Raw genomic sequence first — 24,875 nt, forward strand, 5'->3', positions numbered from 1 at the left:
CTATTAAAAAGTTTCGGTAAAGGGGGCTTCTTCTTTTTTGCCGTTGCGATGATGTTTATCCTGAATGCCGGCAAAAGCCACATATAAACCCGGAATAATAATGACGCCGAAAATAGTGCCGAAAATCATGCCGCCCGCAGCGGCAGAGCCGATGGTGTTGTTACCTATTTCACCGGCACCGGAGGCAAACATTAATGGAATCAAGCCGGCAATAAAGGCGAAGGAGGTCATCAAAATAGGCCGCAAACGCAATACCCCTCCTTCGATGGCGGCTTCAAAAGACGATTTGCCTTCCTTATGTTTCAACACGGCGAATTCAATGATCAAAATAGCGTTTTTGCCAAGAATACCGATCAGCATAATCATGGCTATTTGTGCATAAATATTATTTTCCAGGCCCATCACCATCAGTAAAAACAAGGCGCCGAACACGCCTATCGGTAGCGAAAAAATCACCGCAAAAGGCAACATGAAGCTTTCATATTGGGCGGCCAGCAGCAGATAAACGAAAACCAGACAGATCAGGAAAATGTAAATGGCCTGGTTGCCTGCATTTGCCTGGTCGCGCGACGAGCCCGCCCAATCGTAACCGAAGCCCTTCGGCAAACTCTTTGCGGCCACTTCTTTGATGGCGGCGATTGCCTGTCCGCTGCTGTAGCCGAGGGCGGGCTGGCCATTGACCATGGCGGAGGTATACATGTTGTAACGCGTGACCTGTTCCGGACCGTAGACCTTCTCGAGGTTTAGAAAGGCGGAAAACGGCACCATATGTCCAGCGTCGTTTTTTATATAAAGCTTTAACAGATCTTCGGGTTGAGCGCGGTATTCCGGCAAGGCCTGAACCATAACCTTATACATCTGCCCAAAACGAATAAAGTTAGTGGCATACTCGCTGCCAATCAGGGTTTGTAGCGTGCTCATGGCATTTTCGGCCGTCACCCCTTTTTGAGCGGCTTTATCGGTGTCGATGTGCAGTAAAAATTGCGGAAACCCTACATTGTAGGTAGTGAAAGCATTCATAATTTCCGGCCGCTGGTTTAGTGCGTCGACAAAGGCGTCCGCCACTTTCTGCAACTTTTTGAGGTCATCCGAACCGGATTTGTCCAGCAGGCGCATTTCAAAGCCGCTGGAATTACCATAGCCCGGCACTGGGGGCGGTGTGAAAAATTCGATGCTGGCATCTTTGATGTGTCGAGTTTTCTCTTCCAGCTCTAGGATGATTTCTTTATCGGACGCCGTTCTGTCTTCCCAGTTTTTTAAGCTGATCAGATTCATGCCATAAACCGCGCCGGTGCCTTCTGACAGTAGGCTGAATCCGGCCAGACCGGAAACGGACGCCACTGAATCCAGGCTTGATGCGACTTGCTGTACCTCATCGGAGACCTTTTCGGTACGTTCCAAGGTGGCGCCAGAAGGTGCCGTGATATTGGCGTAGATAGTGCCCTGGTCTTCTTCGGGAATAAAACCTGTAGGCACGGAACGGCCAATCAATCCGGCGCCTATCGAAAAACCCAGTAATATCGTAAAGGTGACGATGCGTCGATTGGCAATTAGGCGGATCAGACTTTTGTAACGATCGGACAATGCGTTGTAATGTCGGTTAAATAAATCGTAGAATTTTTGTAACGCTGATTTTTTTTCATTGATCGTCGGATGATGTTTCTTAAGAAACATTGCGCATAGCGCGGGCGTCAAGGTCAGTGCGGTGATACCCGACAGGACGATGGAAATCGCCATGGTCAGAGAAAATTGCCGATAAAACACTCCTTCGGGGCCGCCCATGAAGGCCACCGGCAAAAATACCGCCGACATTACCAGGGTAATGGCAATAATCGCTCCGCTAATTTCGCGCATGGCGTGCTCGGTGGCGCGGCGCGGGCCCATGCTGGTATGTTCCATTTTGGCATGTACCGCTTCGATCACCACAATCGCATTGTCCACCACGATGCCGATGGCCAGCACCAGTGCGAACAGGGTGATCAGGTTGAGGGAAAATCCCAATAATTGCATGAAGAAAAAGGTACCGATCAGAGATACCGGTACGGCAATAATGGGGATGATGGTAGAACGAAAATCCTGTAAAAAAATGAAGACTACTAAAGCCACCAATACGAAGGCTTCCGCCAATGTTTTAAGTACTTCATGGATGGAGGCGTCCAGAAACGCGGATACATCGTAACTTAAGGTGTAATTCATGCCGGGCGGGAAAGAGTTGGCCTTGATTTCCGCCATGGTGGTTTTGATATTGTCGATGACCTCCTTGGCATTGCTGCCCGGACGCTGCTTTAACAAGATAGCGGCGGAAGGATGACCATTTTCCTTGGAAAGCACATTGTAATCCTGCGAATCGAATTCGACTTCGGCCACATCTTTCAGGCGCAAGATCTCACCGTCTTCGGTACTGCTTAAGACGATATTTTCATAGGCTTCTCGAGTATTGTGTTTACCAGTGTATTTCAAAACATATTGCAGTGCTTGTGCTTCCTTGCCCGAGCTTTCGCCGATTTTGCCCGGTGCCGCTTCCACGTTTTGAGCCTTCAACTTATTGATGACTTCCGTCGCCGAGATGTTGTACATCACCAATTTGTCGGGTTTAAGCCACACCCGCATGGCGTATTCCCTGGAACCCAAAATCTCCGCGAAACCGACCCCTTCGATTCGTTTTAGCTCTTTTAAAACGTTGATATCTGTAAAATTATAAAGAAATTTCTCGTCTAATGTCGGGTCTGAGCTGAGGATGTTGATATACAACAACATGCTGTTTTGGACTTTCTCGACAATTACCCCGGCTTTAATTGCTTCCGCCGGCAATTCATCCAATACCGAAGACACCCGGTTTTGTACGTTAACGGCCGCAACCTCCGGGTCGGTACCCGCTTTAAAAATAATCTGGATTTCGCCACTGCCGTCATTACCGGAAACGGACGACATATAGGCCATCCCGGGTACGCCATTGATGGCTCTCTCCAGAGGCGTAATGACGGCCTTTACTACCACCTCGGCATTGGCGCCGGTAAATTTGGTGGTGACATTGACTTCGGGCGGAGCTATATCCGGAAATTGGGTGACGGGCAATTGGGTCAAGGACAATAAACCCAACAAGGTTATAAGCACCGATATGACAATGGACAGTACCGGCCGGTGAATAAATTTAGCAGTCATAATAGTTTATCAGGCCCGGTTAATTGTGTTCGCTTTCGGTCATGGCTTTCGATAAATCGATAATAACCGGTTGTATTTTTTCGCCATCTTTTAAATTTTCAACACCTTCGAATATTATTTTATCCTCCTTGGTTAAGCCTGATTCGATTGCATAATAATCAGGAAATCGCATTTTTGGAATGATATTGTGCTGCTTTAGTTTATTGTCTTTATCTACTACGAAAATATATAATTTTTCCTGAATTTCAAAGGTCGATTTTTGCGGAATAATTAAAGCCTCTTTCAGTATTTTGTTAATAATGATCTTGCCATTAGCGCCATGTTTCAAAATAGCATCAGGATTGGGGAAGCGAGCTCTGAAAGCGATATTGCCGGTTTCGCGATCGAATTCACTTTCAATCATTTCTATTTCACCTTGATGGGGATAGAGTTCGTTATTCGCCAGCTTTAGACTAACGGTTTTTATTTCCTTGTCTCCGCTGCTGATATAATTGAGATAATCGATTTCAGATAAATTGAAATAGGCAAATATTTCGCTATTGTCTGAAATAGAGGTCAACATGTCGCCTTCTTCGATCAAACTACCCACTTTATGCGGGATACGATTAATGACACCGTCATAAGGGGCTTTAATTTGCGAAAAATCAAGATGTAAAGCCACTTGCTCTTTATTAGCCTGGGCTTCTTCTATTTTGGCCTCTAGCGCATCGATTTTGGCCTCCAATACCTCAAGCTCTGTTTTCGAGACAATATCTTTTTCAACCAATCGCTTGACGTTATTTAATTCAACTTCGGACGCTTTCAGGTCGGCTATGGCCACCTTGTAATCCGCGTTGGCTTTTTGTAATTCCTTTTCGTGCTCCATAAAGCTGAGGCTAAATAAAAGCTGACCTTTTTTAACAGTTTGGCCTTCGTCCACATAGTTTTTTTCTATGAAGCCCTTAATTTTACTTCTAACCTCTACATATCGTACTGATTGAATTTCAGCCACATACTCGCTGCTGTAAGGTGTGTCTTTTACGATGGGGCTGATGACTTCATAGCTTTCGGGCTGTACTTCAACTTCTTTTTCCGATGAGCATGCCGTTACGATTAAGCATGATGCCATTAATAGGAATTGACTAATTTTCATTTTGAAAGGATTTATGATGAGTTGTTGCCGGCAAAACGAAACTTATGGCATCCAGCTTTACAGCTGTCGCGCTTAGTAAGGTTTCGTGGTGAGGATTAGGAATTTGCTCCTGCATCGCGAAGCAGGTGTATTTGCTTAACATTAATTTACTTGCGTCCATGCTCAGCCGGGACAAAGCATATCCAGCTAAAGATGATTTTTTGGCAACTTGAAAGTAGAATAATATCGAATAAATACAATTTAACCTGGCCAAATAACAGCTTTTGAATATTCTCAATTTGGGCCAGAAAATATCGGCTATCAGTTGATTTTTCAAGAAAAAAATTATTTGTAACTTCAATTTCTATCATAAGATTTTGAGTATCTCTTTTCAATACATTTTTCAGATAAACCAGCGGTCGAGTCATATCACCGCCGGGGAGAGAAAGTACGCTCTTCCGGCCCGGTAACAGCTAGCTGATAGCGCCACGGTAAATTGGATTTATAACCGCTATTGCCAGGTGTGCAAGCGCTATGAATTTCAGTGGATAAAGTTTAATGCTTTAGCTGCCGGCCCTTACCAGTCCGGGCCGCTATGAGGAGGTGGGTCGCGTTGACCGTATTGATACTTGAATTTGCGTTTCAACAAACCGGTGGGTTCGTCGGGGATGCGTTTTAATAGTTGTTCGTTGGCACGTTTGGCTTCGTCCTGTTCAGCGGCCGGCCGTGCTACCGGCTGGTTGTTGGGCAACTGTTCAGGTTTGGGATTCTTAGGTTCGCGGCGGGCATCGTCCGGTTGCTCCGCCTGCTGGTTTGGTTGCGGCTGTTTATCCTGAGTTTGCTCGGGCTTGTTGGCCGCTTGGTCGCTATTCTGTTGTTGTTGTTGTTGTTGTTGTTGTTGTTGTTGTTGTTGCTTGTCTTGGTTTTGTTTCTGTTTCTGCTGTTGGGCTTGGTCCTTATGATCGTCCTGCTTCGGCTGGTCCGATTGCGGAGATTGTTGATCTGGTTGATTCTGGTCTTTCTGGTCTTTCTGGTCTTTCTGGTCTTTCTGGTCTTTCTGGTCTTTCTGGTCTTTCTGGTCTTTCTGGTCGGAAGATTGCTTATTCTGATTCCGCTGTTTTTGTTGTTCATGCAATTGCTTTTCAAGCAGTTCTTTGTTGTATCGGGCGTCGGAGTGGTTAGGATCAAGCTTTAGCGCTTCTTGATAGGCTTGGATGGCTTCTTGTAATTGACCGGCTTTAGCCAAGGCATTGCCGCGGTTGTAATAGCCGTCCGCGGTTTGGGTGTTTTTCAGGGTTTCTGCCGCTTCCTGAAATTGCCCGGCTTTATACTGAGCGGCGGCTCGCCATTCGGGATTGCTGAATTGATCCGCGGCTTGCTGATATTGCTGCTGCTGAAAGGCTTGTTGGCCACGTTGGTCCTGCGTGTGCCACAGGCTTTGCCAATCCAGCGCGGCGGCGGGTTTGGGCAGCGGCAGCAGACAGAGTAAGGCAAGCGTCAGTAAACCTTTTCGAAACCGTAACGCCGCCCATGGCAAGACTAACAATAATAGCCACGGCCCTACTTCGTGCCATTGCTCCAGCAGCATATGGGTTTTTGGGGCGGAATCGTTGCGGTTCACTTGGTTAAATAAGCTACCCAGTCGCTCGACATCGGTATCGTCGGCGGTAACCGGCTGAAAAATACCGTGTCCGTTGCTCGCCAGTTGCGATAATTCCGCGCTATTCAGCCGGGCTACCACAATATTACCCCGAGGGTCTTTCAAAAAGCCGCCAGGGACAGGAATCGGCGCGCCCTCCGGGCTACCCAGCGCCAATACCGATAAACGGTAGTCGCCTAATAGGCGGCTCGCCTGACGGATGCTATCGGCGTCGGCACCGTCGGTTACCAATAAGATGTCGCCTTTCGCCAGTCCGGCCTGATGTAATAAATCCACGGCTTTTTCCATGGCAACGCCGGTGTTGCTGCCCGGACTGGGCATGATGTCGGTAGTCAACGCCTCTATCTGGCTATTGATGGTGGCGGTATCGGTCGTCAGCGGGGTGACGGTAAAGGCGTCACCGCTATACACCAATAATGCGGTTTGACCGTCCTTGCGCTGTTTCAGTATGTCGCTGATTTTATAGCGGGCCCGGCTGATTCGGCTGGGCTTTATATCGGTTGCGTTCATGGATTTGGATAAATCCAGCGCGATGACCAAGGCGGAATCGTTACGAAAGGCTGGACTCGGCAAGCGTTCCCAGGTTGGGCCGGCCAGAGCCAGAATGCATAGCAAGCTGGCAAGTGCGGTCGCGATCCATCCACCGGGGCGAACCCGATCCGGTTTGTCCTGCAGGATAAACGGCAACAGTTCGGTATCGCAGACGGAGGTCCAGTCGCCGCGCTGATAGGTGTGTTGAGCCAAAAAGTACAGCAACATTGCCGCCGGGAATATGGCTAGCAACCACCAAGGGCGCAGGAAATGGAATTCGGCCAACATCAGCGCCACCTCAAGCGTCCGACGGCCAATAGTGCGGCTAATGCCATGGAAATGGCCAGCGGCCAGATGTATAGCTCGGCGCGCGGGCGGAAAAACTGTTTATCTTTTTCCACCGGTTCCAGTTGGTCGAGAATTTGATATATCTGCTCTAGTTCTTCAGTATTGCGGGCCCGGAAATAACGGCCGCCGGTGGTGTCGGCGATGGCTTGCAGGGTTTTTTCATCCAGGTCCGCGGAAGGATTGACGCGGCGGGTGCCGAATAGGCTGCGCACCAATATTTCGTCGGCGCCAATGCCGATGGTATAGATTTTTAAGTGATGTTCCGCGGCAATTTCAGCGGCTTTTAACGGGCTTAGTTCGCCGGCGGTATTTGCGCCGTCCGTTAACAAAATCAATACCCGGCTATCGTTTTTCTGATCCTGCAGGCGTTTGACAGCCAAACCGATCGCATCGCCGATGGAGGTTTGCGGATCATCCTCCGTGATGCCGATAAAAGCTTCGTTAAGCAGCGTTTCAACTGTTTGGCGGTCGAAGGTCAATGGCACATGCAAATAAGCCTGGGTACCGAATAATATCAGACCAATCCTATCCCCCACCCGGCGTTTCACAAAATCGCTAACCACGTATTTGGTGGCGGTGAGCCGGTCGTAGCGTTTATCGTTAATCAGGAAGTCCTTTTCCTCCATACTGCCGGAGACATCCACCGCCAGCATCAGGTCGCGGCCATTCACGGCCAGTTCCAGCGGATCGCCCAACCACTGCGGACGGGTACAGGCAATGACCAGAAAAATCCAGGCAAAAGCAGCCAAGCGCAGCGGCCAGCGTTGTTGAGTATGCGCACTGGTTGGCTGGTTGGTGGGAAAGTCATCCAAAAAGGGTACGATCAAGGCGGCTTGCTGGGTTTGCGGTATGGCCGGCATCAGCCAACGCAATAAAAACGGTAGGGGTAGTATCAGGCCGAGCCAAGGCCATTGAAATGCCATCATGACTGCTTGCTCCGTTGCTTTAACCAGCGTTCGCATAAGGCAAACAGGGCCTCAAGGTCAGTGTGTTCCGGTATGGCGGGACGATAATGCGCATCCGCCAGACAGCGACCCACACCTTGGCTAAAAGGCGCATCCGCGAACCTGCCGTCCAAATATTCCAACCAGGCTTGCCCGCGCAAATCCGCTACGGCACTGCGGGTATCGGTACTGATGGCGGTGCGTCGCAACAGTGCTGATAAATCGGTCAAGGTTTGTCGCGGATCGCTCGGTTGTCGGCGGAGTTGGGTTAACAAGAATTGAGCCCGTTTGATGGCGGTTTTTCGAGTCAGGCGGCGATATACATAGCGGCCAGCCAGAATCAATAAAATCAGCAGGATAGGCAGCAACCACCAGCCCACCGCCGGTGGCCACCAGCCGATATTTTCAGGTAAATGGATGTCTTTTAAAGGCAACGGTTCCATGGCTAAATCAGACATATTCCTTAAGGCAATTATCCAATTGTTGTTGAATATTTTCCAATTCTACAAAGCCGGCCCTGGCTGTTTGCGCTTCTCCTTGCCAGAATTGATGCATAAGCATATCTCCTTTATGCAGTAATTGTTCATGTAAAGTGTTCAATCGGTGTAGCCAATCCTTATTATACTGTTCTTGCTGTTGAACTTGTTTAAGCCAGCGGCCAAAATGGCTTTTGTGGGGATGCATAGTCGGCCAGTTTGACATGCTATTCTGATTGCTGGTCAGACATTGATTGACTCGCCGCAGCCATTGCTGAATATCAAGCCGGCGTAAGGCAATTTGGGTTTGATTGATCGACAGCTCCATGTTCGCGTAGGCTTGCCAGATGGGAAAGGGTTGGTAATGATTGATCCAATTGACTATCTCTATTGCCGGCATGGGTTTGGCAATGGCAAAGCCCTGTGCAACATAGCAGTTCAATAATAGCAGGGCCAAACCCTGCTCCTGGGTTTCCACGCCTTCGGCGACGACCTGATTGCCGAAAGCCTGGCTCAGGCTGATCACACTTTCCACAATAGCAAAATCATCCGGATCGTCAAGCATGTCCCTAACGAAGCTCCTATCGATTTTAACCGTGTTTACCGGTAAGTGCCGCAGATGCGTCAACGACGAGTAGCCGGTGCCAAAATCGTCCAGCGCGGCGCCGATGCCCAGCGCTTCATGACAGGTTTTAATGGTGCGGTTGACCGCCGATAAATCGTCCAAGGCAGTACTTTCCAGGATTTCCAGCTGTAGATAATGCGAGGCAATCCGCGGATATTTAGCCAGTATGGTCTCCAAGTGAGAAACAAAGTTCGGCCACAGCAAATGATAAGCGGAAATATTTACGCTGATTTCGATTTTCAAGCCCCGCTGCCGCCAAAGATACAATTGCTGCCAGGCTTGCTCGATTACCCAATTACCCAATTTGATTTCCAGCTCGGTACCTGTCATCGCGGGTAGAAAATTCAGCGGCGATACCATGCCCCGGTCGGGATGTTGCCAGCGTATCAACGCTTCGGCACCGGTTACCTGGCCGGTTTTTAGATTGATTTTGGGTTGGTAATGCAAACAGAACTGTTGTTTGGTAAAGGCTATTTCCAGTTCGTGCAGTTGATTTTGATGGTCAAGCAGCAACTGATCCTGACTGGTATCGAACAGCTGAAAGCGATTTTTACCGGTCAGTTTGGCTTGATACATGGCTTGGTCGGCATGGCGAATCAAAGTGTCGGCATCGGCGTCATCCAGCGGAAAAACACTGACACCGCTACTGGCACCGACTTGCACGGTTTGGCCGTTTATTGAATAAACTTTGGCAATGGCCTGATGAATTCGGGTCAGGGTCTGGCCGATTTCATCCACGCTATGCAGGCCGGTCAGTAGTAAGGCGAATTCGTCGCCGCCATGCCGGGAGACGGTATCCTCTTCGCGCAGGCTTTGTTTGATACGGTTTGCCACCTCGATTAACACCTGATCGCCAGCGCCATGGCCGAGTTGATCGTTGATGGGCTTAAAACCATCTAAATCCAGGAAACAGACTGCTAACAGCAATTTGTCGCGTTTGCTGCGGGCAATGGCTTGCGACAGGCGGTCACTGAACAAAGTACGGTTGGGCAGGCTGGTGAGCGGATCGTAATGCGCCATCAATTCCAGCATTTGTTGCTGGTGCTTGATTTGGGTGATGTCGGAGAACAAACCGATGAAATAAATAATCTGGCCCTGGTCGTCGCATAGCGCCGATATGCTCAACAATTCAGCATACAGTTCGCCGTTTTTCTTGCGGTTCCACACTTCGCCTTGCCAATGCAGGTCTGTATTAATGGCTCGCCACATATCCCGGTAAAAAGCGGGGTCCTGTCGGCCGGACTTGAGTACGCTGGGCCGTTTGCCAATCACTTCGTCCCGGCTGTAACCGGTGATGTCGCAAAAAGTGGGGTTGACGTCGATAATATTACCGGCCGCATCGGTAATCAAAATACCCTCGTGGGCTTCGCCGAATACCCGAGCGGCCAGTTTAAGCCTCTCGTCGGCCGTTTTCCGTTCCGTGATATCCCTGGCCATGCATAGCAGGGCGGTAATATGGCCTTCATCGTCGCGCAGCGGGACCGCCGTGCTTTCCAACCAGCAGGTATTTCCTTTAAAGTTCCTGATTTCCGAATTTAAGGATAGGCTTTCGCCTGCAAAGACTGCTTCAATAGCCGCGAAAAAAGCCTGCCGGGACGAGGGTAGCAGTAAATTTAAGGGTTTAAATTTTTTGACTTGTTCCAGATTATCGGCACCCAGCATGGACAAGCCGGCGGGATTTATCTCCAACAATTCACCCTGGTAAGTGATCAACATGATGCACTCGGGTACCGAATTCAGGATGGTGCGCAGATAGGCTTCTGATTCACGCACATGCCGTTCGGCGGTTCGTAGTTCAGAATTGGCTTTTTGCAGGTCACGCGTGCGGCTATCGATTAAGGTTTCGATTTGGGCCGTGCGTCCACTGATTGTCAGCAGTAAAACGCTGAGCAGGCTGGTGAAGCCCAAGCCGCTCAATAAGGTAAGCCGGGGTAGCAGCGAACTTTGCTCCTTGATAAAGCCGGTGTCTGGAACGATGCTAAGCCGCCAGATCCGGTCGGCGAACCAAAAATCCTGTTGCCAAGGATGTAATCCGGTGCCTGCTTTGATGGGATGGGCGACACTTTTTCGGTACAGAACTGAACGCTCGTCAGGCGTGCCGGTATCCGTTATCTGGATGGCGAATGCGTGTAGATCGAGATCTTTTAAGGCGGTTTCAACCAAGCGTCTGGGCAAAATCACGGCCGAAACAAAACCGGTCAGATCTTTAGAGGAACGGCGGGTCCAGTCGGCAAAAACCGGAATAGACAATAAAACACTTGGTTCGGCATCCTTACGCTGTATCAAGGTCAAAGCGTTACTGGCACTCGCTTGGCCGCTGGCAAGCGCCCGCAGTTTGGATTCCCGGCTTGCCGCACTGGCGGTCGAATCCAGTCCGAAGGCGCGCTGATTGCCTTGCATCGGTTCGACAAAGGTAACGGGAAAATACTCATCGCGGGCTTGGACCGGGATTAACATGCCGTTACCATCGCGTTCCAACACCTGAAAGTTCGGAAATCCTTCATTTTGTATCCGACTTTCGAAACCGGGCAATTCAGAGCGCAGAACCTTGGGTAGCCATTCCAAGGCTTGCAGCTCGGGGTGTCTGGCCAGCAACGACTGCGAAAAGCGGGCAAATTGCTGCCGATTTATCGCGCCGGCGGCTACATAGAGGTCGCGTAAAGCCAGACTATTGTCGACCGCATTTTCGGCATACTCGACCAGTTGCCGGCTAATCATCTTGGCCTGGCTATCAAAATCCAGCTGGATGCGATCATTTTCAGCCCGGTATACCAGCATGAAGGTAATCGTCAGTGCCAACCAGGTAATGCTTAACGGTAAAGCCACCCTTTGTCGTCTGGCCGCCCAAAGTTTTCTCGGTTGAGCGAACAGGCAAAACATCAGCGGACTGATGATTACTACACCGAGGCTATTGCCTATCCACCAATTCAGCCAGGATGCTGCCAGTAAAGGAGGCGGTGCCATGGCAAACCACCATAGACAAGCTACCCCCAGGCTGGCGCCAATCAGGTTGGCCAATGGCCCGGTTATCAGAAAAAACAGCAGTATGCTACGCGGGCCATCCAGGGCCGGCACGCCGGGTTGGAGCCACTTTTCGGAAAGTTGCTTGGCGATCAGGGCCTGTAAGGTACTGGCCGCTGCAATCAGGACTGCGCAGATGACCACGTTAGCGTGCAACTGGCCGGCAGTATGGAAGGTGACGAACAGGTTATTGGCCAAGGCGCCCAAAAAAACCGCAGGCAATACCGAATTCCCCCAAATCAGTAGAGCGGCCAAGCCCAGGCCGGCCGGCGGCCACAAAGGGCTTGAATAGATAGGGGCAATGATCATCATAAAACCTAGCCAACCACCCAGACATATCAAGGCGGTTAAAAACACCAGGCGATAAAAGTAGCGCGCCATGTTCATTCGGGGTTTACTGTCATTCCGCAAGCTGCAAAATACAAGCAAAGCAGTTTAGGAGAGCGGCTATTAACATTCGATCGGCCTTTATCCTGCTCCGGATGAGCGGTTTAAGTTTAAAACCTCGACTGGCGATTGGTTGGTACTGCAGGGCAATAACGTCATGCGTAGTTTTTGGCAGAGATGTTTTAAATGGAGTTGGCGCGCGTGAAAGCGCTGATGATATTCGTGGCGCTGCTTAATCTCGCCGGTGTCTAAAATGATGTCGCGAATTTTGTCGGTAAACCGGTAACGGCCTTTTTCGGGGAGCTGACTTTCCAGCGGATCGAAAATGTGCAGCAAAACCACTTCACAATGCCGGGCTATTAAGGCCAAATGATTTTCCGCCAGTTGGTTCAGACCGCGAAAGTCGCTGATAACGTAAATCCGGCTGCCCGGGTGGGCGTGATGTTGCAGTCTGGCCAAGGCTTCGGTCAAGGTGCTAGCGGCGGCGCTCGGATAAACCGGGTGAGCCAGCGTATTGAAAAACCGCAGCAATGCCGATTTTCCACTACGGGGTTTTAATTCCAGACAACCTGCATCGCTGAAAATTTGTCCGCCGATGCGGTCGCCTTGTTGCTGGGCTGCCCAGGCCAGTAGTGCAGCCAGTTTGGCGGCCTGCACGGATTTGAATACCCCGCGGGTGGCAAAGGCCATGCCGGGGCGGTAGTCCACGGAAATGAACAAGGGACGTTCGCGTTCTTCGCAGAAAATTTTGCTGTGCGGTTTATCGGTGCGGGCGGTGACCCGCCAATCCATGCGCCTTACATCGTCGCCCGGTTGATAAAGCCGGGTTTCGGCAAACGCCATGCCGCGGCCTTTGAAATGCGACACATAATTGCCGCTTTGCGCGGCCCGGATTTGCTTGGGGCGAAGATTAAGCGTGGCGGCGGGTTTGGCCAAATCCACCAGGGTTTTTAAACTGACGGCTATGCGTTCGTTTTCGTGAGAGGGGGAAACCTTCATGACTTATTGGTCGCCGGTTTTGTTTATCCCCCAAGGCATAACCGGTACGGTGGAAATGCTGTTTACGGGCGCGCCCTCAATCAATTTACGGCTGATGGCCAGATAGATCAGCGTGTTATGCGCATGGTCCCATAAGCGCATTACCCGGGTTTCCTTGAATAAAAAGGAAGTGCCTTCGGAAAATACCTCTTCATCCTTGGGTAAATTGGCGGGCAAGCTTATGGGGCCGGTTTGCCGGCAGGCCAACGAAAATTGCGACGGATCGTCTGCTAAGCCGAGGGTCCCGGAAACGCCGCCGGCTTTGGCTTGGCTGACATGGCAGGTGACGCCGGGGATCTTCGGGTCGGCAAAGGCCTCGACGCAGACTTTGTGGTTGGCACCTATCAGTTTCCAGGCCGTGGTAACGCAGCCAACGGTTTCTGCTTGTCCGCCGGCCGAGATCACCATTAGCAACATGGCGAGAGGCAAATTTTTTTTCATGGTCGGATTACCTTTTGGTAGTGCGAAATAAGGACATGTTTGCATGGCGGTCTGTCCGGGAGAATGCGAGCTTGACTAGGGTACAGCAATTCGTGAAATTAATTGCTTAATCACGTCGTCACTGGTGACGCCTTCGGCTTCGGCTTCGTAGGACAAAATCAATCGATGCCGTAACACGTCGTAAGCCACCGCCTGAATATCGCCGGGATCGACAAAGTCGCGCCGGTCCAGCCATGCCTTGGCGCGGGCACAACGATCCAGAGCAATGCTGGCGCGTGGGCTGGCGCCGTATTCCAGCCATTTGGCCAAATCTTCGCCGTAGGCCGCCGGGGTGCGGGTGGCCAAGATAATTTGCAACAGATATTGTTCCAAGGCTTCCGCCATGTATATGTCCAGTACTTCGTTGCGGGCCGTAAACAGGGTTTGCTGGCTGACTTTTTCAGCGATGCCGCTGCCGTTTTTCAGCGTACCGCGGGCTTCGGCGCGGGCCAGATGCAGTATTGTTTTTTCATGCACGGCATTGGGATAATCGATTTTAACGTGCATCAAAAAACGGTCTAACTGGGCTTCGGGCAACGGATAAGTGCCTTCCTGTTCGATAGGGTTTTGGGTGGCCATAACCATGAACAGCGGCGGTAAGAGATAGGTGGCTTTGCCAACCGTGATCTGTCGTTCCGCCATGGCTTCCAGCAGCGCGGCTTGCACTTTAGCCGGCGCCCGGTTGATTTCGTCCGCCAGAATTAAATTGTGAAACAGCGGGCCTTTCTGGAAGTCAAAACTGCCTTGTTGCGGACGGTAAATCTCGGTACCGGTTAAATCGGCCGGCAGTAAATCCGGGGTAAATTGTACCCGGTGGAAATCGGCTTCTACCCCCTGGCTCAACACGTTGATGGCACGGGTTTTCGCCAGACCGGGCGCCCCTTCCACCAGTAAATGGCCGTCGGCCAGCAAGGCGATCAGCATTCTTTCCACCAGTATGTCCTGGCCGATGATTTGGGTGTTAATGTGATCTTTAAGCTGGTGTAGCGCGGTTTGCGCCAGGGTTAAATCGGTCATGGTGTGCAAATTTTCTGTTTGAAAAAGGGTGATGATCGAATCGTAAGCTAAGGTGTGGGATGATGATGGCGTTGCTGATTTTTCCACTCCCGGTGGGCCGACATGATAGTGACTACCTCGTCAGGATCGTCGGTAACGGTAATTAAATCCAAATCCTTCAGGGATATCGTCTGGTATTCGAGCATTTTATTTTTCATCCAATCAATCAGTCCACCCCAGAAATCGCTACCGAACAACACCAGCGGCAATGGATACGCCTTGTGGGTTTGCATTAAGGTCAGCGCTTCGAAAAACTCATCCAAAGTCCCAAAGCCGCCCGGCATGCAGACATAACCCATCGAATAACGTACGAACATGACTTTACGCACGAAGAAATAGCGAAAATTCAAGGACAGGCTTTGGTAGGCATTGGCTTTTTGTTCCATCGGCAGTTCAATATTCAAGCCGATGGAGAGCTGGTTTTGCTGGTGCGCCCCCCTGTTGGCCGCTTCCATGACACCGGGGCCGCCGCCGCTGATGATGGCGAAGCCCTCTTTGCTGAGCAGTTCCGCCAGTTCCACGGTTTTTCGATAATAAAAATGCTCTTCCGGCAAACGCGCCGATCCAAAAATGGAAACCGCATCGCACAGCCCGGACAGTTCATCGAAACCTTCGGTAAATTCACTGATGATGCGAAAAATCCGCCAGGACTGATCGCCTTTCAAGTCATCGATGATGCTGGGCGAGGCTGAGCCCGTCGTGGAGCGGTTTTTGATGCAGGCCATTTGGGTTCCTTTAATGTTCGCGCTTAACTGAGTTAGATTGGTTTAAGGTTAAACGATGGTTGGGTGCTTGTCGATTTATCCCTGCCTCTTCGACGTGACAATCTACCTCACAGTTTTCATCGGTTTCGGAATTTATATAACAACCGGCCACCCTGTAAAGTGTGGGTTACTTTACCGATCAAGCTTTGCTGCCAATACGGCGTATTGCGGCCGGTACTGTGCCAGGTTTGTTCGTTGACCTCCCAATGCAACTTGGGGTCGAAAATACAGACGTCGGCACTAAATTCCGGGGTTAAAGCGCCGGCTTGCAGTCCTAAAATCGCCGCGGGTTTTTGGGTCAGGCTGGCCAGTACTTTATTCAGGCCGATGCGATGCAGGGTGGTTAATTCCAGGGTCAACGACAGCAAGGTTTCCAGCGAAGCAATGCCGGGTTCGGTTTCCGGAAACGCGCCTAATTTGGCATCCAGGTCGTGTGGTTGATGATCGGAACAAATGGCGTCGATAGTGCCGTTGGACAAGCCTTCACGCAGATAATGACCGTCTTCCTCGCTACGGAAAGGCGGAATCACATGGTAATGGCTGTCGAATGGCCGCACATCGTTTTCGCTCAAATGCAGCTGGTGGATAGCTACGTCGGCGGTGACGTTCAAGCCGTATTTCTTGGCCTGCTGGATTTTGATCACCGATTGCTTGCAGCTGATTTGGCTGATATGCATGCGGCAGCCTGTCAATTGCGCCAGCTCCAACGCTTGGGCCAGGGCGATGGATTCCGCCGCGACAGGTATGCCCGGCAATCCATATTGGCTGGCCATGGCGCCTTCGTGGGCGCAGCCTTTACCACTCAGGGCCGCTTCATTGGCACGGTACATCAGCAGCAAGCCGTGGCTGCTGGCGTATTCCATGGCGCGGCGCAAAATCAACAAGTTCCCCAACGGAGCATGCGCATTGCTAACGGCGATGCAGCCGGCCTGTTTCAAGGCGAACATCGAACTGAGCTCGGTGCCGTCCAGACGCTGGGTCAAGGCGCCTATGCTAAGGACTTGCGGATAGTCGGCGGCCTCCGCTTTGTCCTTGATATATTCCACCACCGCGGGGCTATCGATACAGGGTTTGGTATCGGGCGGCAGGCACAGCGAGGTGACGCCGGCGCTCAACGCGGCCCGGGTTTCGCTTTTGATGCTACCCTTGTGGCTGTGGCCGGGTTCGCGCAAGCGGGCGCTCAAATCGATGAAACCGGGGCAAACAATGTGTTCTTTGGCGTCGATGGTGAGGTCGGGGGTGAAATCGGCGGGAGGATTCAACACCTGTAGTATTTTGCCGTCGGCAATACACAGCGACCCCACGGCATCGATGGCATTGGCCGGATCGATAATGCGGCCGTTTTCGATCAGAATTTTGGTCACGCTGTACCTCCATGATGGCCCAGCGTCATGGTCATGATGGCCATACGTACGGCAATGCCGTTGCTGACTTGCTCCAGCACCACCGATTGCGGGCCGTCGGCCACGTTGGAGGCGATTTCCACGCCGCGGTTAATAGGGCCTGGGTGCATGACGATAGCGTTGGGTTTGGCGCGTAGCAGTTTGGTTTCCGTCAAGCCGTAACATTTAAAAAACTCGCTTTCGCTGGGTAGAAAGGCAGAATTCATGCGTTCTTTTTGTAAACGCAGCATGATAATGACATCGACATCGCTCAAGCCTTCACTCATGTCGTGCAGAGGAATCACGCCCATACTTCTGACATGGGCGGGTAACAGGGTTTTAGGGGCAATCACCCGCACCTCGGCAACCCCCAGGGTATTCAGTGCCAAAATCTGAGAGCGGGCTACCCGGGAATGCAGAATGTCGCCGACGATGGCGACTTTCAATCCTTCAAATTGTTTTTTATGTTGACGGATGGTGAACATGTCCAACATGGCTTGGGTGGGGTGGGCATGTTGGCCGTCGCCGGCATTGATGACGCTGATGTGAGGGGCGGTATGCTGCGCAATGAAATGGGCGGCGCCGCTCAAGGCATGTCGCACCACAAACATGTCCACATGCATGGCTTCCAGGTTGCGGATGGTATCCAGCAGACTTTCGCCTTTGGAGGTGGCTGAGGTGGCAATATTGATATTTAACACGTCCGCCGAAAGACGGGTCGCGGCCAGCTCGAAAGTGGTGCGGGTGCGGGTGCTGTTTTCGAAAAACAGGTTGACGATGGTCTTGCCTCGCAATAACGGTACTTTTTTGACCTGATGTTCGGAAATGCCGGTAAAAGATTCGGCGGTATCCAGAATTTCGGTCAGCAAGTGCTTGTTCAAGCCTTCTATGCTGAGAAAATGTTTGAGTTTGCCTTGTTCGGTGAGTTGCAGGTGTTGATGCATAATCAGGCCGCGCAAGCTAAGGTTTGCAGGTCTATGCCCAAGGGGTCGGGACCGGTCAGTTTGATGCGCTGGCCTTCCGGTAAGTCGATGCGGGCGCCGCGGCAATCGGGTTGTAGCGGTATTTGCCGACCATTGCGTTCGATGAGTACGGCCAATAGCACTTGGTTGGGCCTGCCGTAATCGAAAATTTCATTCAATGCGGCCCGGATGGTGCGGCCGGTATAAAACACGTCGTCAATCAGGATGATATCCCGGCCCTCTAATTGCGGCGGCAGTTGACTGGCTTTAACATTGGGATGTATGCCGATTTGGGAGAAATCGTCACGGTAAAAAGTGATATCCAGCAATCCTAGCGGTTCGGTAATGCTCAAGCGTTTGTGGATGTGTTCGGCAATCCAGGCGCCGCCGCTGTGTATGCCGATCAACAAGGGGTTGTTCAGCTTGCGGCTTTGAATTTGTTGGCGGATATCGGCTTCGAGGGTGTCGAGCAATTCAGCGATATTGAGCGTTGATGTCGGCATGAGCGATTAGCAGTTTGGAATTAATAATTAAGAGACCGTTACAGGGCGAAAGGCTATGCGAGATAAAGCGAATTGTGCTTCCATCGTATTTCTTACCTCTAGCTATCGAACCAGCTTTGCAGAATTATTTGCGCGGCAAGTTGATCCTGAACTTCCCACAGTTTACCAGCACTGACTTTGAGATCATCAAATAACATTTGTTTGGCGGCAAAGGTGGTCAAGGTTTCGTCGATTTGGTGTACCGGCAGATTGTAGCGACCGTTGAGCTGGCGGCAAAATTTTTGCATGCGCGGGGTGATGATGTTGTCCGAACCGTCTTGTTGGCGGGAAATGCCGACTATCAGCCCCAAGGGACGCCACTCTGCAATCAGTTTGCCGATAATATTCCAATCCGGCACTTGGTTTACCGAGCGTATCGTTTGCAAGGGGCTGGCGATGCCGGTATCCGCATACCCCACGGCCACGCCGATTTTTTTATTGCCGAAATCAAACCCCAAATATGCGTCGCTGCTGAATTTGACTGCCAAGGGATCGGGTCTAACCATGGCCGGCGCTGGTGGTGAGGCGGTTGATATCGATGCCCAGCTGGCTGGCGGCGGCATTCCAACGTTGATTGATCGGGGTTTCGTACAAAATCGCTTCCCCGCAAGGGGTATTTAACCAGGCATTTTCGACAATTTCCTTTTCCAGTTGTCCACTGCCCCAACCGGCATAGCCTAAGGCAATCAAGTAGTGAGCCGGTCCCTGGCCCTTGGCGATCGCTTCCAGAATGTCGCGAGAGCTGGTTAGGTTGATATTGTCGGCGGTTGAAATACTGGAATCCCAAGATTGTTCGCAGGGGCTGTGAATCACGAAGCCACGCTCCTGCTGTACCGGGCCGCCGGCAAAAACCGGGGTGTTCAGCACGTCTTCAAAGTCGGTTTCTATGCCCATTTGTTCGAAAATATCTTTCAATTTCATGTTGGTGGGGCGGTTGATGACGATCCCCAGCGCGCCTTCCCGGTTGTGTTGGCACAGGTAGGTCACGGTATGAAAGAAATGCGGATCGAACAAGCTGGGCATGGCGATCAAAAATTGATTATTCAGGTAAGTGTTATCTGTCATAACTATGCTGGGTTAGGCTAGCGTGCGGTCATGCCGGTTTCGTCTGAAAACTTCCAGACCCGAGTAATGACTAAAACGTTCACTTCTTTGAGTAAGTCTGTCGGTAAAGCTGCAAAAGGAGCGCTCATTTTGACAATGCGTTTGGCGGCTTCATCCAGGGAGGCGTTGCCGGATGAGCGGACGATACGCATGCTATAAATGCTGCCGTCGGCGTTGATGCCGACATCCATGGTTAGTGATTGGGACGAACCCGGTTTTTTCGCGGCGGAAGGATAATTGAGATTGCCGGTACGTTCAACTTTGTCCTCCCAGTCCTTGACATATTGTGCCGCTAAATATTTATGCGTGCTGACGGATTTGACGAATTTTATTTTACTGTCTTCGGCGCTCTGTCGGGTATTGCGTATTTGTTCGCCCAGTTGCGCGATTTGTTGCTGCAAGGCTTCGGCGGTGAGTTTGGGTTGTTCCTCGGTAATTTCCTCCACGGGCTCTTCGACTGTTTCCACGGGGGTGACGACTTTTACCGGTGCCTTGGCTTGAGTGACGAGTTTTTGTGGCGTCGGCTTTTTGGTTTCCCGAGCGGGCTGTTTGGGCGGTTCAGCCCGGACAGGTGCTGCCGCCTGAATGGGCAGCGTGGGTAAACTTTGTTTGATGGGTTCGGGTTTTTGGGTGGCGTCCCCCGCGCCAAGCTGATGATCCTGGGCCAAGTATTTGGCTTGCTTGGGCGCTTTTTTCAATGGCGCGTGCGACAAGGTAATTTCGATCGACTTATTGGTTCTCGGCGCATGAGGGGCCTTAAAATTGATACCCAATAAAATGCCAACGTGCACCACCGCCGCAACGAATACCGCTAATAGCAGCGAATCGTCGTTGGAAAGTGGCGAGCTGGTAATAGGCTGATCTTGCATGATTAGTTTTGCTGTTTCGATTTTAGCTGGTCCTGGATATGATCCATCAGTTGCGCGCTGATATTGATGCCGAATTGCTGGTCGAGTTCCTGCACGCAGGTGGGGCTGGTGACATTGACTTCGGTCAGGTAGTCGCCGATTACGTCCAGGCCGACGAAAATCAGGCCTTTCTCGCGCAGAGTCGGGCCAACTTGCTGTGCAATCCAGCGATCGCGTTCGCTGAGTTCGCGCCCTTCTCCTCGCCCGCCGGCGGCTAGATTGCCGCGGGTTTCACCGCTGGCCGGAATTCTGGCCAGGCAGTAGGGCACCGGTTCGCCATTCACCATCAAGATGCGTTTGTCGCCGTCTTTAACGGCGGGCAAATATTTTTGCGCCATGATGTAACGGGAGGCATGCTCGGTCATGGTTTCCAAAATCACGCTCAGGTTAGGGTCGTGTTCCCGGACATGAAAAATCGATGCGCCGCCCATGCCGTCCAGCGGCTTCAGAATGATTTCCCGCTGTTGTTGTAAAAAATGCCGGATCTTTTGCGGATCGCGCGCCACCAAGGTGTCAGTGCAGCATTGCGGGAACCAGGCGGTGTACATTTTTTCGTTGGCATCGCGCAGCGATTGCGGTTTATTCAGCACATAAACGCCTTGTCGCTCGGCCTGTTCCAGCATATAGGTGGCATAAATGTATTCCTGATTGAAGGGGGGGTCTTTCCGCATCAGGATAACGTCCAATTCCGACAGGGCTATTTGCTGTTCGCCCAGGAAACGGTGCCATTGTTGCGGATTCCGTTCGACATCCAGCAGGCGTGTCCGGGCATGGGTCTGGCCGTTTTGTAAAAACAGGTCGCCTAGTTCCATGTAATGTAACTCCCAGCCGCGCGCTTGCGCTTCCAGCAGCATGGCGAAACTGGTGTCTTTTTTGATGTTGATCTGGCCGATGGGGTCCATGACCATGCCGAATTTAAGCGTCATTCGCGTCCTGTTTTAATAAGTATCAGAAGATAATTGTAAAATTTTAACAAATTTATTTTTAAGAATGTTGTTTACCGACAAAAGAATTTTTGGTATAAAGCTCGGCTATTTTGAATCAAAAGCTCGCATTGAGGTAGTCATGTCCAGAGTATGCCAAGTAACAGGTAAACGTCCCGTCAGCGGGCACAACGTTTCACACGCAATGAACAGAACCAAAAGACGTTTTACGCCGAATCTGCATCATCACAGATTTTGGGTTGAAAGTGAAAACCGTTGGGTTCGCCTGAGAGTGTCCTCCAAAGGCATGCGTATTATTGACAAGAACGGTATCGATGCAGTTTTGGCTGACATCCGCAACCGCGGCGAAAAAGTCTAAGGAGAATTAACATGCGTGACAAAATCAAATTGGTTTCTAGCGAAGGCACAGGCCATTTCTACACCACCACTAAAAACAAAAAAACCATGCCCGAGAAAATGGAGATCAAGAAATTTGATCCCGTCGTTCGCAAGCATGTGATGTACAAAGAAGCCAAAATCAAATAATCGGCTTTTTGCGGTAAAAGCGATAGGCTAGTCAAGTATTCCGCTTGCGCTAGCCGCCGCTGTAGTCATTTTCCCCGCATTCTTTCCAGCTCGGTTTTAAATTTCTCCAGCTGTCTGGCTAATGACGAGCATTTCAATTCCAAAGTCATTTTCTCAGCTTCCAGCGACCGGCATTTTGCTTTGAGCTGCTGAATCGCCTGTCTAAGATCGTCGGTAAGCGCCTCCTCCGCTGGAGTTTCCGGTTGTTCTGCTAGAGTCAACTTGGATGATTCGCCTGGAGGACCGGCGAGGTTGCCGGTTTCGGTTCCATCATCAATGCTAAACGAGGCAGGCTCGGTGCGCAGTTGATCTTGGTTAAGGCCGGCAATACCATTTTTCAAAATCAGTGCGTTGAATTTATTCTGCTGCAGAATAAAGGCCGCCATTTCGCTGGTTTTACCGTCTTTACAAACGACGATGACCGGATGGTGGCGATTCAGCGTTTTCAGATACATGCGTAGCGAAAAAAACGGCACATTGATACTTCTGGGCAGATGGCTGATTTTGAATTCATCGTGTCCGCGCACGTCGATTAATTCCGCGCCTTGGCTCATTTGAACATACAGTTCATCAATGCCGATGTATTTGAGCGTGGGCAGTTTGATCAGATTAATGAACTGCTCTTTACCCAGTCGTAACAATGTCAGGTCTGTAATGGCGGTAATCGAGGTGCTTCTCGGTTCGCCGGAAATCAAGGCATCTTCCCCAAAGGTATCCAAGTCTGCCAGTTTGGACAATTTAATATCCTTGGCATTGGGTGACGGCTTGCGGCTGATAATAGCCTGGCCCTTTTTGATGATGTAGTAATAATCGCCGGGCTCGCCTTGCCGTATGATGGCCTCACCGGGAGCGCAGGTGATTTCTTGCAAGCTCATCAGTAGTTTTTGCAGATTGGCGGGTGGAAGCGCACGAAAAATCGGCGACTTCAGTAAAGTCGTCATCCAATCGTCGTTATCGTCCAATTCGTCAACCGTCATAGTGCTTTCATTCTCTTCATAAGCTGTTTCTGGGGTCATTTTCATCATATCAGCATTCAAACGCAAAAACTGAATTCTGCTATTGGCAACTGCATCAACTTTTCTAGGCACTTGATGAGCGATCGCAAAGCGGGCCGAATCGCTGCCGGCCTTGATGGTTTCTATAGTGAAAGTTTCGGTTTGCAAATTAATCGAGCCGTCCAGCAGATAATAAAGACTATCGTTTTCGTCGCCGCGTTTGAATAAAATCGTGCCCTGTTCGGCGTACTCAAGATTTAATTGCGCGCACAAGCTAATAAACGTTTGCGACGGCAAGGTTGATAATGGAATCAATTGCCGGATGACGCGGGCTTCTTCGGACTGGGTATCGACAGCCATGGTTTGATGCGGGATGAGTGCGAATTAAAATGCAGGGAGCAAAAGCATCTATCATAGACGATATTGAGTTAATATTTTTTAGTGAAACATTTTTACGGCCGGCTTGTCCATGCTGGCAAATTTACTGCTGGAAATACATTTATGATCAACACGACAAAAATAGGGCTGTTTTTTTTATGCGTTTTTGCTAATCCGTTAGTGCATGCCGCATTGCCGCTGCAAGTGGAAGGTGAACAATTACCTACCCTGGCGCCGATGTTGGAGCGCAGCATGCCTGCCGTGGTTAACATTTCCACCTCCACCAACGTACGGATACAGGATAATCCTTTACTGAACGATCCGGTATTTCGGCATTTTTTCGGCATTCCCAATAATCCACGCCAACGGCAACGCAACAGTTTGGGGTCCGGGGTTATTATCGACAAGGATGAAGGCTATGTGCTGACCAATAATCATGTGATCGATAAAGCCGACAAAATTACCGTCACGCTTAGCGATGGCCGGCAATTAAATGCCAAATTGTTGGGCACCGATCCCGAGGCCGATGTGGCGGTGATCCAGATTCCGGCCGACAATTTGTCCGCGCTGAAGATTGCCGACTCCAGCCAATTAAAAGTAGGCGATTTCGTTGTGGCGATCGGTAATCCCTTCGGTTTGGGGCAAACCGTTACTTCCGGCATTGTCAGCGCGCTGGGACGTTCCGGGTTGGGTATTGAGGGGTACGAGGATTTCATTCAAACCGACGCCTCGATTAATCCGGGTAACTCCGGAGGCGCGCTGGTAAACCTGCGTGGTGAGTTTGTAGGTATGAATACGGCTATTTTGGCGCCCAGCGGCGGCAATGTCGGTATTGGTTTTGCCATTCCGTCGAATATGGCCATCAAATTAATGGAATCTTTGGTTCAACATGGCGAAGTTCGCCGTGGCTTGTTGGGGGTGACTAGCCAAGATTTGACCCCGGAACTGGTAAAGGCCTTTAATTTAAAAGGCCAACACGGCGCAGTCGTCAGCCGCGTTGAGGCCGGTTCGCCGGCGGAAAAAGCCGGCATTGAGCCCGGTGATATCATCGTGGCGGTTAATGGGCAAGAGATCAGGAACGGTAGCAGTCAGATCCGTACCGCCATCAGCTTGCTGCAAGTGGGCGACACCGCCGATATCGAGGTGATGCGAAGCGACAGCCGGTTGAGTTTGCAAGCCGTGATAGGCAAGCCCAAGCGGCCTGAAATCGCGGGCGACAAAATACACCCAATCCTGAAAGGCGTTACCTTAGGGGTAACCGGTAAAGGTCAAATCGAAGGGGTTTTGCTGGAAAAAATAGAGCCTAAATCATATGCCTGGAAAACCGGGCTGCGGCCCGGCGATATTATTATCAGTGCCAATCGCTATCGGGTTAGAAATTTGGATGAGTTTAAACAGGTGGTTAATCCGCAATCCGCGTTATTGATCAATTTGCAACGTAATGGAGAAGGTTTTTTCGTAGTGCTGCAATAATGCCGGCTAGATGCCGGTTG

General features: G+C 50.8%; 21 protein-coding genes. 3 read left to right on the forward strand and 18 right to left on the reverse strand.

The genetic code is table 11. The annotated features are described in order from the left end of the window. Positions 1-3: 3 nt before the first annotated feature. From M0R33_RS03465 to gshB, 17 genes are all read right to left on the reverse strand, one after another. Positions 4-3,162 (reverse strand): efflux RND transporter permease subunit, encoded by a 3,159-nt coding sequence (locus tag M0R33_RS03465; protein WP_292565103.1) that lies wholly within the window; start codon positions 3,160-3,162, stop codon positions 4-6. Between the two features lie 19 nt (positions 3,163-3,181). Beyond that, a complete protein-coding gene (locus M0R33_RS03470) occupies positions 3,182-4,294 on the reverse strand; it encodes an efflux RND transporter periplasmic adaptor subunit (protein WP_292565106.1) in 1,113 nt (370 codons plus the stop codon). Between the two features lie 556 nt (positions 4,295-4,850). Then, positions 4,851-6,752 carry a VWA domain-containing protein gene (locus M0R33_RS03475; RefSeq protein WP_292565109.1) on the reverse strand — a complete coding sequence of 634 codons (1,902 nt, stop codon included), beginning with the start codon at positions 6,750-6,752 and terminating at the stop codon, positions 4,851-4,853. Continuing rightward, positions 6,752-7,738, reverse strand: coding sequence for a VWA domain-containing protein (locus M0R33_RS03480; RefSeq protein ID WP_292565112.1), 987 nt, complete (start codon positions 7,736-7,738; stop codon positions 6,752-6,754). The genes M0R33_RS03475 and M0R33_RS03480 overlap by 1 nt, the downstream gene beginning before the upstream one ends. Next, positions 7,735-8,214: a DUF4381 domain-containing protein gene (locus M0R33_RS03485; protein WP_292565115.1), complete on the reverse strand. Its 480-nt coding sequence runs from the start codon at positions 8,212-8,214 to the stop codon at positions 7,735-7,737. The genes M0R33_RS03480 and M0R33_RS03485 overlap by 4 nt, the downstream gene beginning before the upstream one ends. After that, positions 8,207-12,259: an EAL domain-containing protein gene (locus tag M0R33_RS03490; RefSeq protein ID WP_292565117.1), complete on the reverse strand. Its 4,053-nt coding sequence runs from the start codon at positions 12,257-12,259 to the stop codon at positions 8,207-8,209. The genes M0R33_RS03485 and M0R33_RS03490 overlap by 8 nt, the downstream gene beginning before the upstream one ends. A gap of 87 nt (positions 12,260-12,346) precedes the next feature. Further along, positions 12,347-13,264: a DUF58 domain-containing protein gene (locus M0R33_RS03495; protein ID WP_292565120.1), complete on the reverse strand. Its 918-nt coding sequence runs from the start codon at positions 13,262-13,264 to the stop codon at positions 12,347-12,349. A 3-nt stretch (positions 13,265-13,267) separates the two neighbouring features. Continuing rightward, the gene (locus M0R33_RS03500; protein WP_292565123.1) at positions 13,268-13,744 is read right to left on the reverse strand and encodes a CreA family protein; all 477 of its coding nucleotides are present in this window, start codon (positions 13,742-13,744) and stop codon (positions 13,268-13,270) included. A 75-nt stretch (positions 13,745-13,819) separates the two neighbouring features. Next, positions 13,820-14,800, reverse strand: coding sequence for a MoxR family ATPase (locus tag M0R33_RS03505; RefSeq protein ID WP_292565127.1), 981 nt, complete (start codon positions 14,798-14,800; stop codon positions 13,820-13,822). A gap of 47 nt (positions 14,801-14,847) precedes the next feature. Then, a complete protein-coding gene (locus M0R33_RS03510) occupies positions 14,848-15,564 on the reverse strand; it encodes a TIGR00730 family Rossman fold protein (protein WP_292565130.1) in 717 nt (238 codons plus the stop codon). 116 nt (positions 15,565-15,680) lie between these two features. Continuing rightward, positions 15,681-16,967 (reverse strand): dihydroorotase, encoded by a 1,287-nt coding sequence (locus M0R33_RS03515; protein ID WP_292565133.1) that lies wholly within the window; start codon positions 16,965-16,967, stop codon positions 15,681-15,683. Continuing rightward, positions 16,964-17,929, reverse strand: coding sequence for an aspartate carbamoyltransferase catalytic subunit (locus tag M0R33_RS03520; RefSeq protein WP_292565138.1), 966 nt, complete (start codon positions 17,927-17,929; stop codon positions 16,964-16,966). Before M0R33_RS03520 ends, M0R33_RS03515 begins: the two co-directional genes overlap by 4 nt. A 2-nt stretch (positions 17,930-17,931) precedes the next feature. Next, entirely contained in the window at positions 17,932-18,450 is a 519-nt protein-coding gene (pyrR, locus tag M0R33_RS03525) for a bifunctional pyr operon transcriptional regulator/uracil phosphoribosyltransferase PyrR (RefSeq protein ID WP_292565141.1), read from the reverse strand. A gap of 98 nt (positions 18,451-18,548) precedes the next feature. After that, positions 18,549-18,995: a Holliday junction resolvase RuvX gene (ruvX, locus tag M0R33_RS03530; RefSeq protein WP_292565144.1), complete on the reverse strand. Its 447-nt coding sequence runs from the start codon at positions 18,993-18,995 to the stop codon at positions 18,549-18,551. Further along, entirely contained in the window at positions 18,988-19,554 is a 567-nt protein-coding gene (locus M0R33_RS03535) for a YqgE/AlgH family protein (RefSeq protein WP_292565147.1), read from the reverse strand. The genes ruvX and M0R33_RS03535 overlap by 8 nt, the downstream gene beginning before the upstream one ends. Before the next feature lie 17 nt (positions 19,555-19,571). After that, entirely contained in the window at positions 19,572-20,462 is an 891-nt protein-coding gene (locus M0R33_RS03540; RefSeq protein ID WP_292565150.1) for a TonB family protein, read from the reverse strand. A gap of 2 nt (positions 20,463-20,464) precedes the next feature. Then, entirely contained in the window at positions 20,465-21,427 is a 963-nt protein-coding gene (gene gshB, locus M0R33_RS03545; RefSeq protein WP_292565153.1) for a glutathione synthase, read from the reverse strand. A gap of 139 nt (positions 21,428-21,566) precedes the next feature. Between gshB and rpmB the strand changes: the two genes are divergently transcribed. Both rpmB and rpmG read left to right on the forward strand, forming a co-directional pair. Further along, complete coding sequence (gene rpmB, locus M0R33_RS03550; RefSeq protein ID WP_292565339.1) at positions 21,567-21,803, forward strand: 50S ribosomal protein L28; 237 nt, start codon at positions 21,567-21,569, stop codon at positions 21,801-21,803. Positions 21,804-21,814: 11 nt separating this feature from the next. Further along, positions 21,815-21,970 (forward strand): 50S ribosomal protein L33, encoded by a 156-nt coding sequence (rpmG, locus tag M0R33_RS03555; RefSeq protein WP_013816853.1) that lies wholly within the window; start codon positions 21,815-21,817, stop codon positions 21,968-21,970. Positions 21,971-22,035: 65 nt separating this feature from the next. Here rpmG and M0R33_RS03560 read toward each other — a convergent pair whose 3' ends face one another. Next, positions 22,036-23,364 carry a cyclic nucleotide-binding domain-containing protein gene (locus tag M0R33_RS03560; RefSeq protein ID WP_292565163.1) on the reverse strand — a complete coding sequence of 443 codons (1,329 nt, stop codon included), beginning with the start codon at positions 23,362-23,364 and terminating at the stop codon, positions 22,036-22,038. A gap of 141 nt (positions 23,365-23,505) precedes the next feature. Between M0R33_RS03560 and M0R33_RS03565 the strand changes: the two genes are divergently transcribed. Then, positions 23,506-24,855: a DegQ family serine endoprotease gene (locus M0R33_RS03565; protein ID WP_292565166.1), complete on the forward strand. Its 1,350-nt coding sequence runs from the start codon at positions 23,506-23,508 to the stop codon at positions 24,853-24,855. The last annotated feature ends 20 nt before the right edge of the window (positions 24,856-24,875 follow it).

The organism is Methylomonas sp. (assembly GCF_023228165.1).
Lineage (GTDB): Bacteria > Pseudomonadota > Gammaproteobacteria > Methylococcales > Methylomonadaceae > Methylomonas.

Bases quoted from the DNA above. Each gene is read 5' to 3' on its own strand.
- M0R33_RS03465 (WP_292565103.1), bottom strand. From the start codon at position 3,162: ATGACTGCTAAATTTATTCACCGGCCGGTACTGTCCATTGTCATATCG.
- M0R33_RS03470 (WP_292565106.1), bottom strand. From the start codon at position 4,294: ATGAAAATTAGTCAATTCCTATTAATGGCATCATGCTTAATCGTAACG.
- M0R33_RS03475 (WP_292565109.1), bottom strand. From the start codon at position 6,752: ATGTTGGCCGAATTCCATTTCCTGCGCCCTTGGTGGTTGCTAGCCATA.
- M0R33_RS03480 (WP_292565112.1), bottom strand. From the start codon at position 7,738: ATGATGGCATTTCAATGGCCTTGGCTCGGCCTGATACTACCCCTACCG.
- M0R33_RS03485 (WP_292565115.1), bottom strand. From the start codon at position 8,214: ATGTCTGATTTAGCCATGGAACCGTTGCCTTTAAAAGACATCCATTTA.
- M0R33_RS03490 (WP_292565117.1), bottom strand. From the start codon at position 12,259: ATGGCGCGCTACTTTTATCGCCTGGTGTTTTTAACCGCCTTGATATGT.
- M0R33_RS03495 (WP_292565120.1), bottom strand. From the start codon at position 13,264: ATGAAGGTTTCCCCCTCTCACGAAAACGAACGCATAGCCGTCAGTTTA.
- M0R33_RS03500 (WP_292565123.1), bottom strand. From the start codon at position 13,744: ATGAAAAAAAATTTGCCTCTCGCCATGTTGCTAATGGTGATCTCGGCC.
- M0R33_RS03505 (WP_292565127.1), bottom strand. From the start codon at position 14,800: ATGACCGATTTAACCCTGGCGCAAACCGCGCTACACCAGCTTAAAGAT.
- M0R33_RS03510 (WP_292565130.1), bottom strand. From the start codon at position 15,564: ATGGCCTGCATCAAAAACCGCTCCACGACGGGCTCAGCCTCGCCCAGC.
- M0R33_RS03520 (WP_292565138.1), bottom strand. From the start codon at position 17,929: ATGCATCAACACCTGCAACTCACCGAACAAGGCAAACTCAAACATTTT.
- pyrR (WP_292565141.1), bottom strand. From the start codon at position 18,450: ATGCCGACATCAACGCTCAATATCGCTGAATTGCTCGACACCCTCGAA.
- ruvX (WP_292565144.1), bottom strand. From the start codon at position 18,995: ATGGTTAGACCCGATCCCTTGGCAGTCAAATTCAGCAGCGACGCATAT.
- M0R33_RS03535 (WP_292565147.1), bottom strand. From the start codon at position 19,554: ATGACAGATAACACTTACCTGAATAATCAATTTTTGATCGCCATGCCC.
- M0R33_RS03540 (WP_292565150.1), bottom strand. From the start codon at position 20,462: ATGCAAGATCAGCCTATTACCAGCTCGCCACTTTCCAACGACGATTCG.
- gshB (WP_292565153.1), bottom strand. From the start codon at position 21,427: ATGACGCTTAAATTCGGCATGGTCATGGACCCCATCGGCCAGATCAAC.
- rpmB (WP_292565339.1), top strand. From the start codon at position 21,567: ATGTCCAGAGTATGCCAAGTAACAGGTAAACGTCCCGTCAGCGGGCAC.
- rpmG (WP_013816853.1), top strand. From the start codon at position 21,815: ATGCGTGACAAAATCAAATTGGTTTCTAGCGAAGGCACAGGCCATTTC.
- M0R33_RS03560 (WP_292565163.1), bottom strand. From the start codon at position 23,364: ATGGCTGTCGATACCCAGTCCGAAGAAGCCCGCGTCATCCGGCAATTG.
- M0R33_RS03565 (WP_292565166.1), top strand. From the start codon at position 23,506: ATGATCAACACGACAAAAATAGGGCTGTTTTTTTTATGCGTTTTTGCT.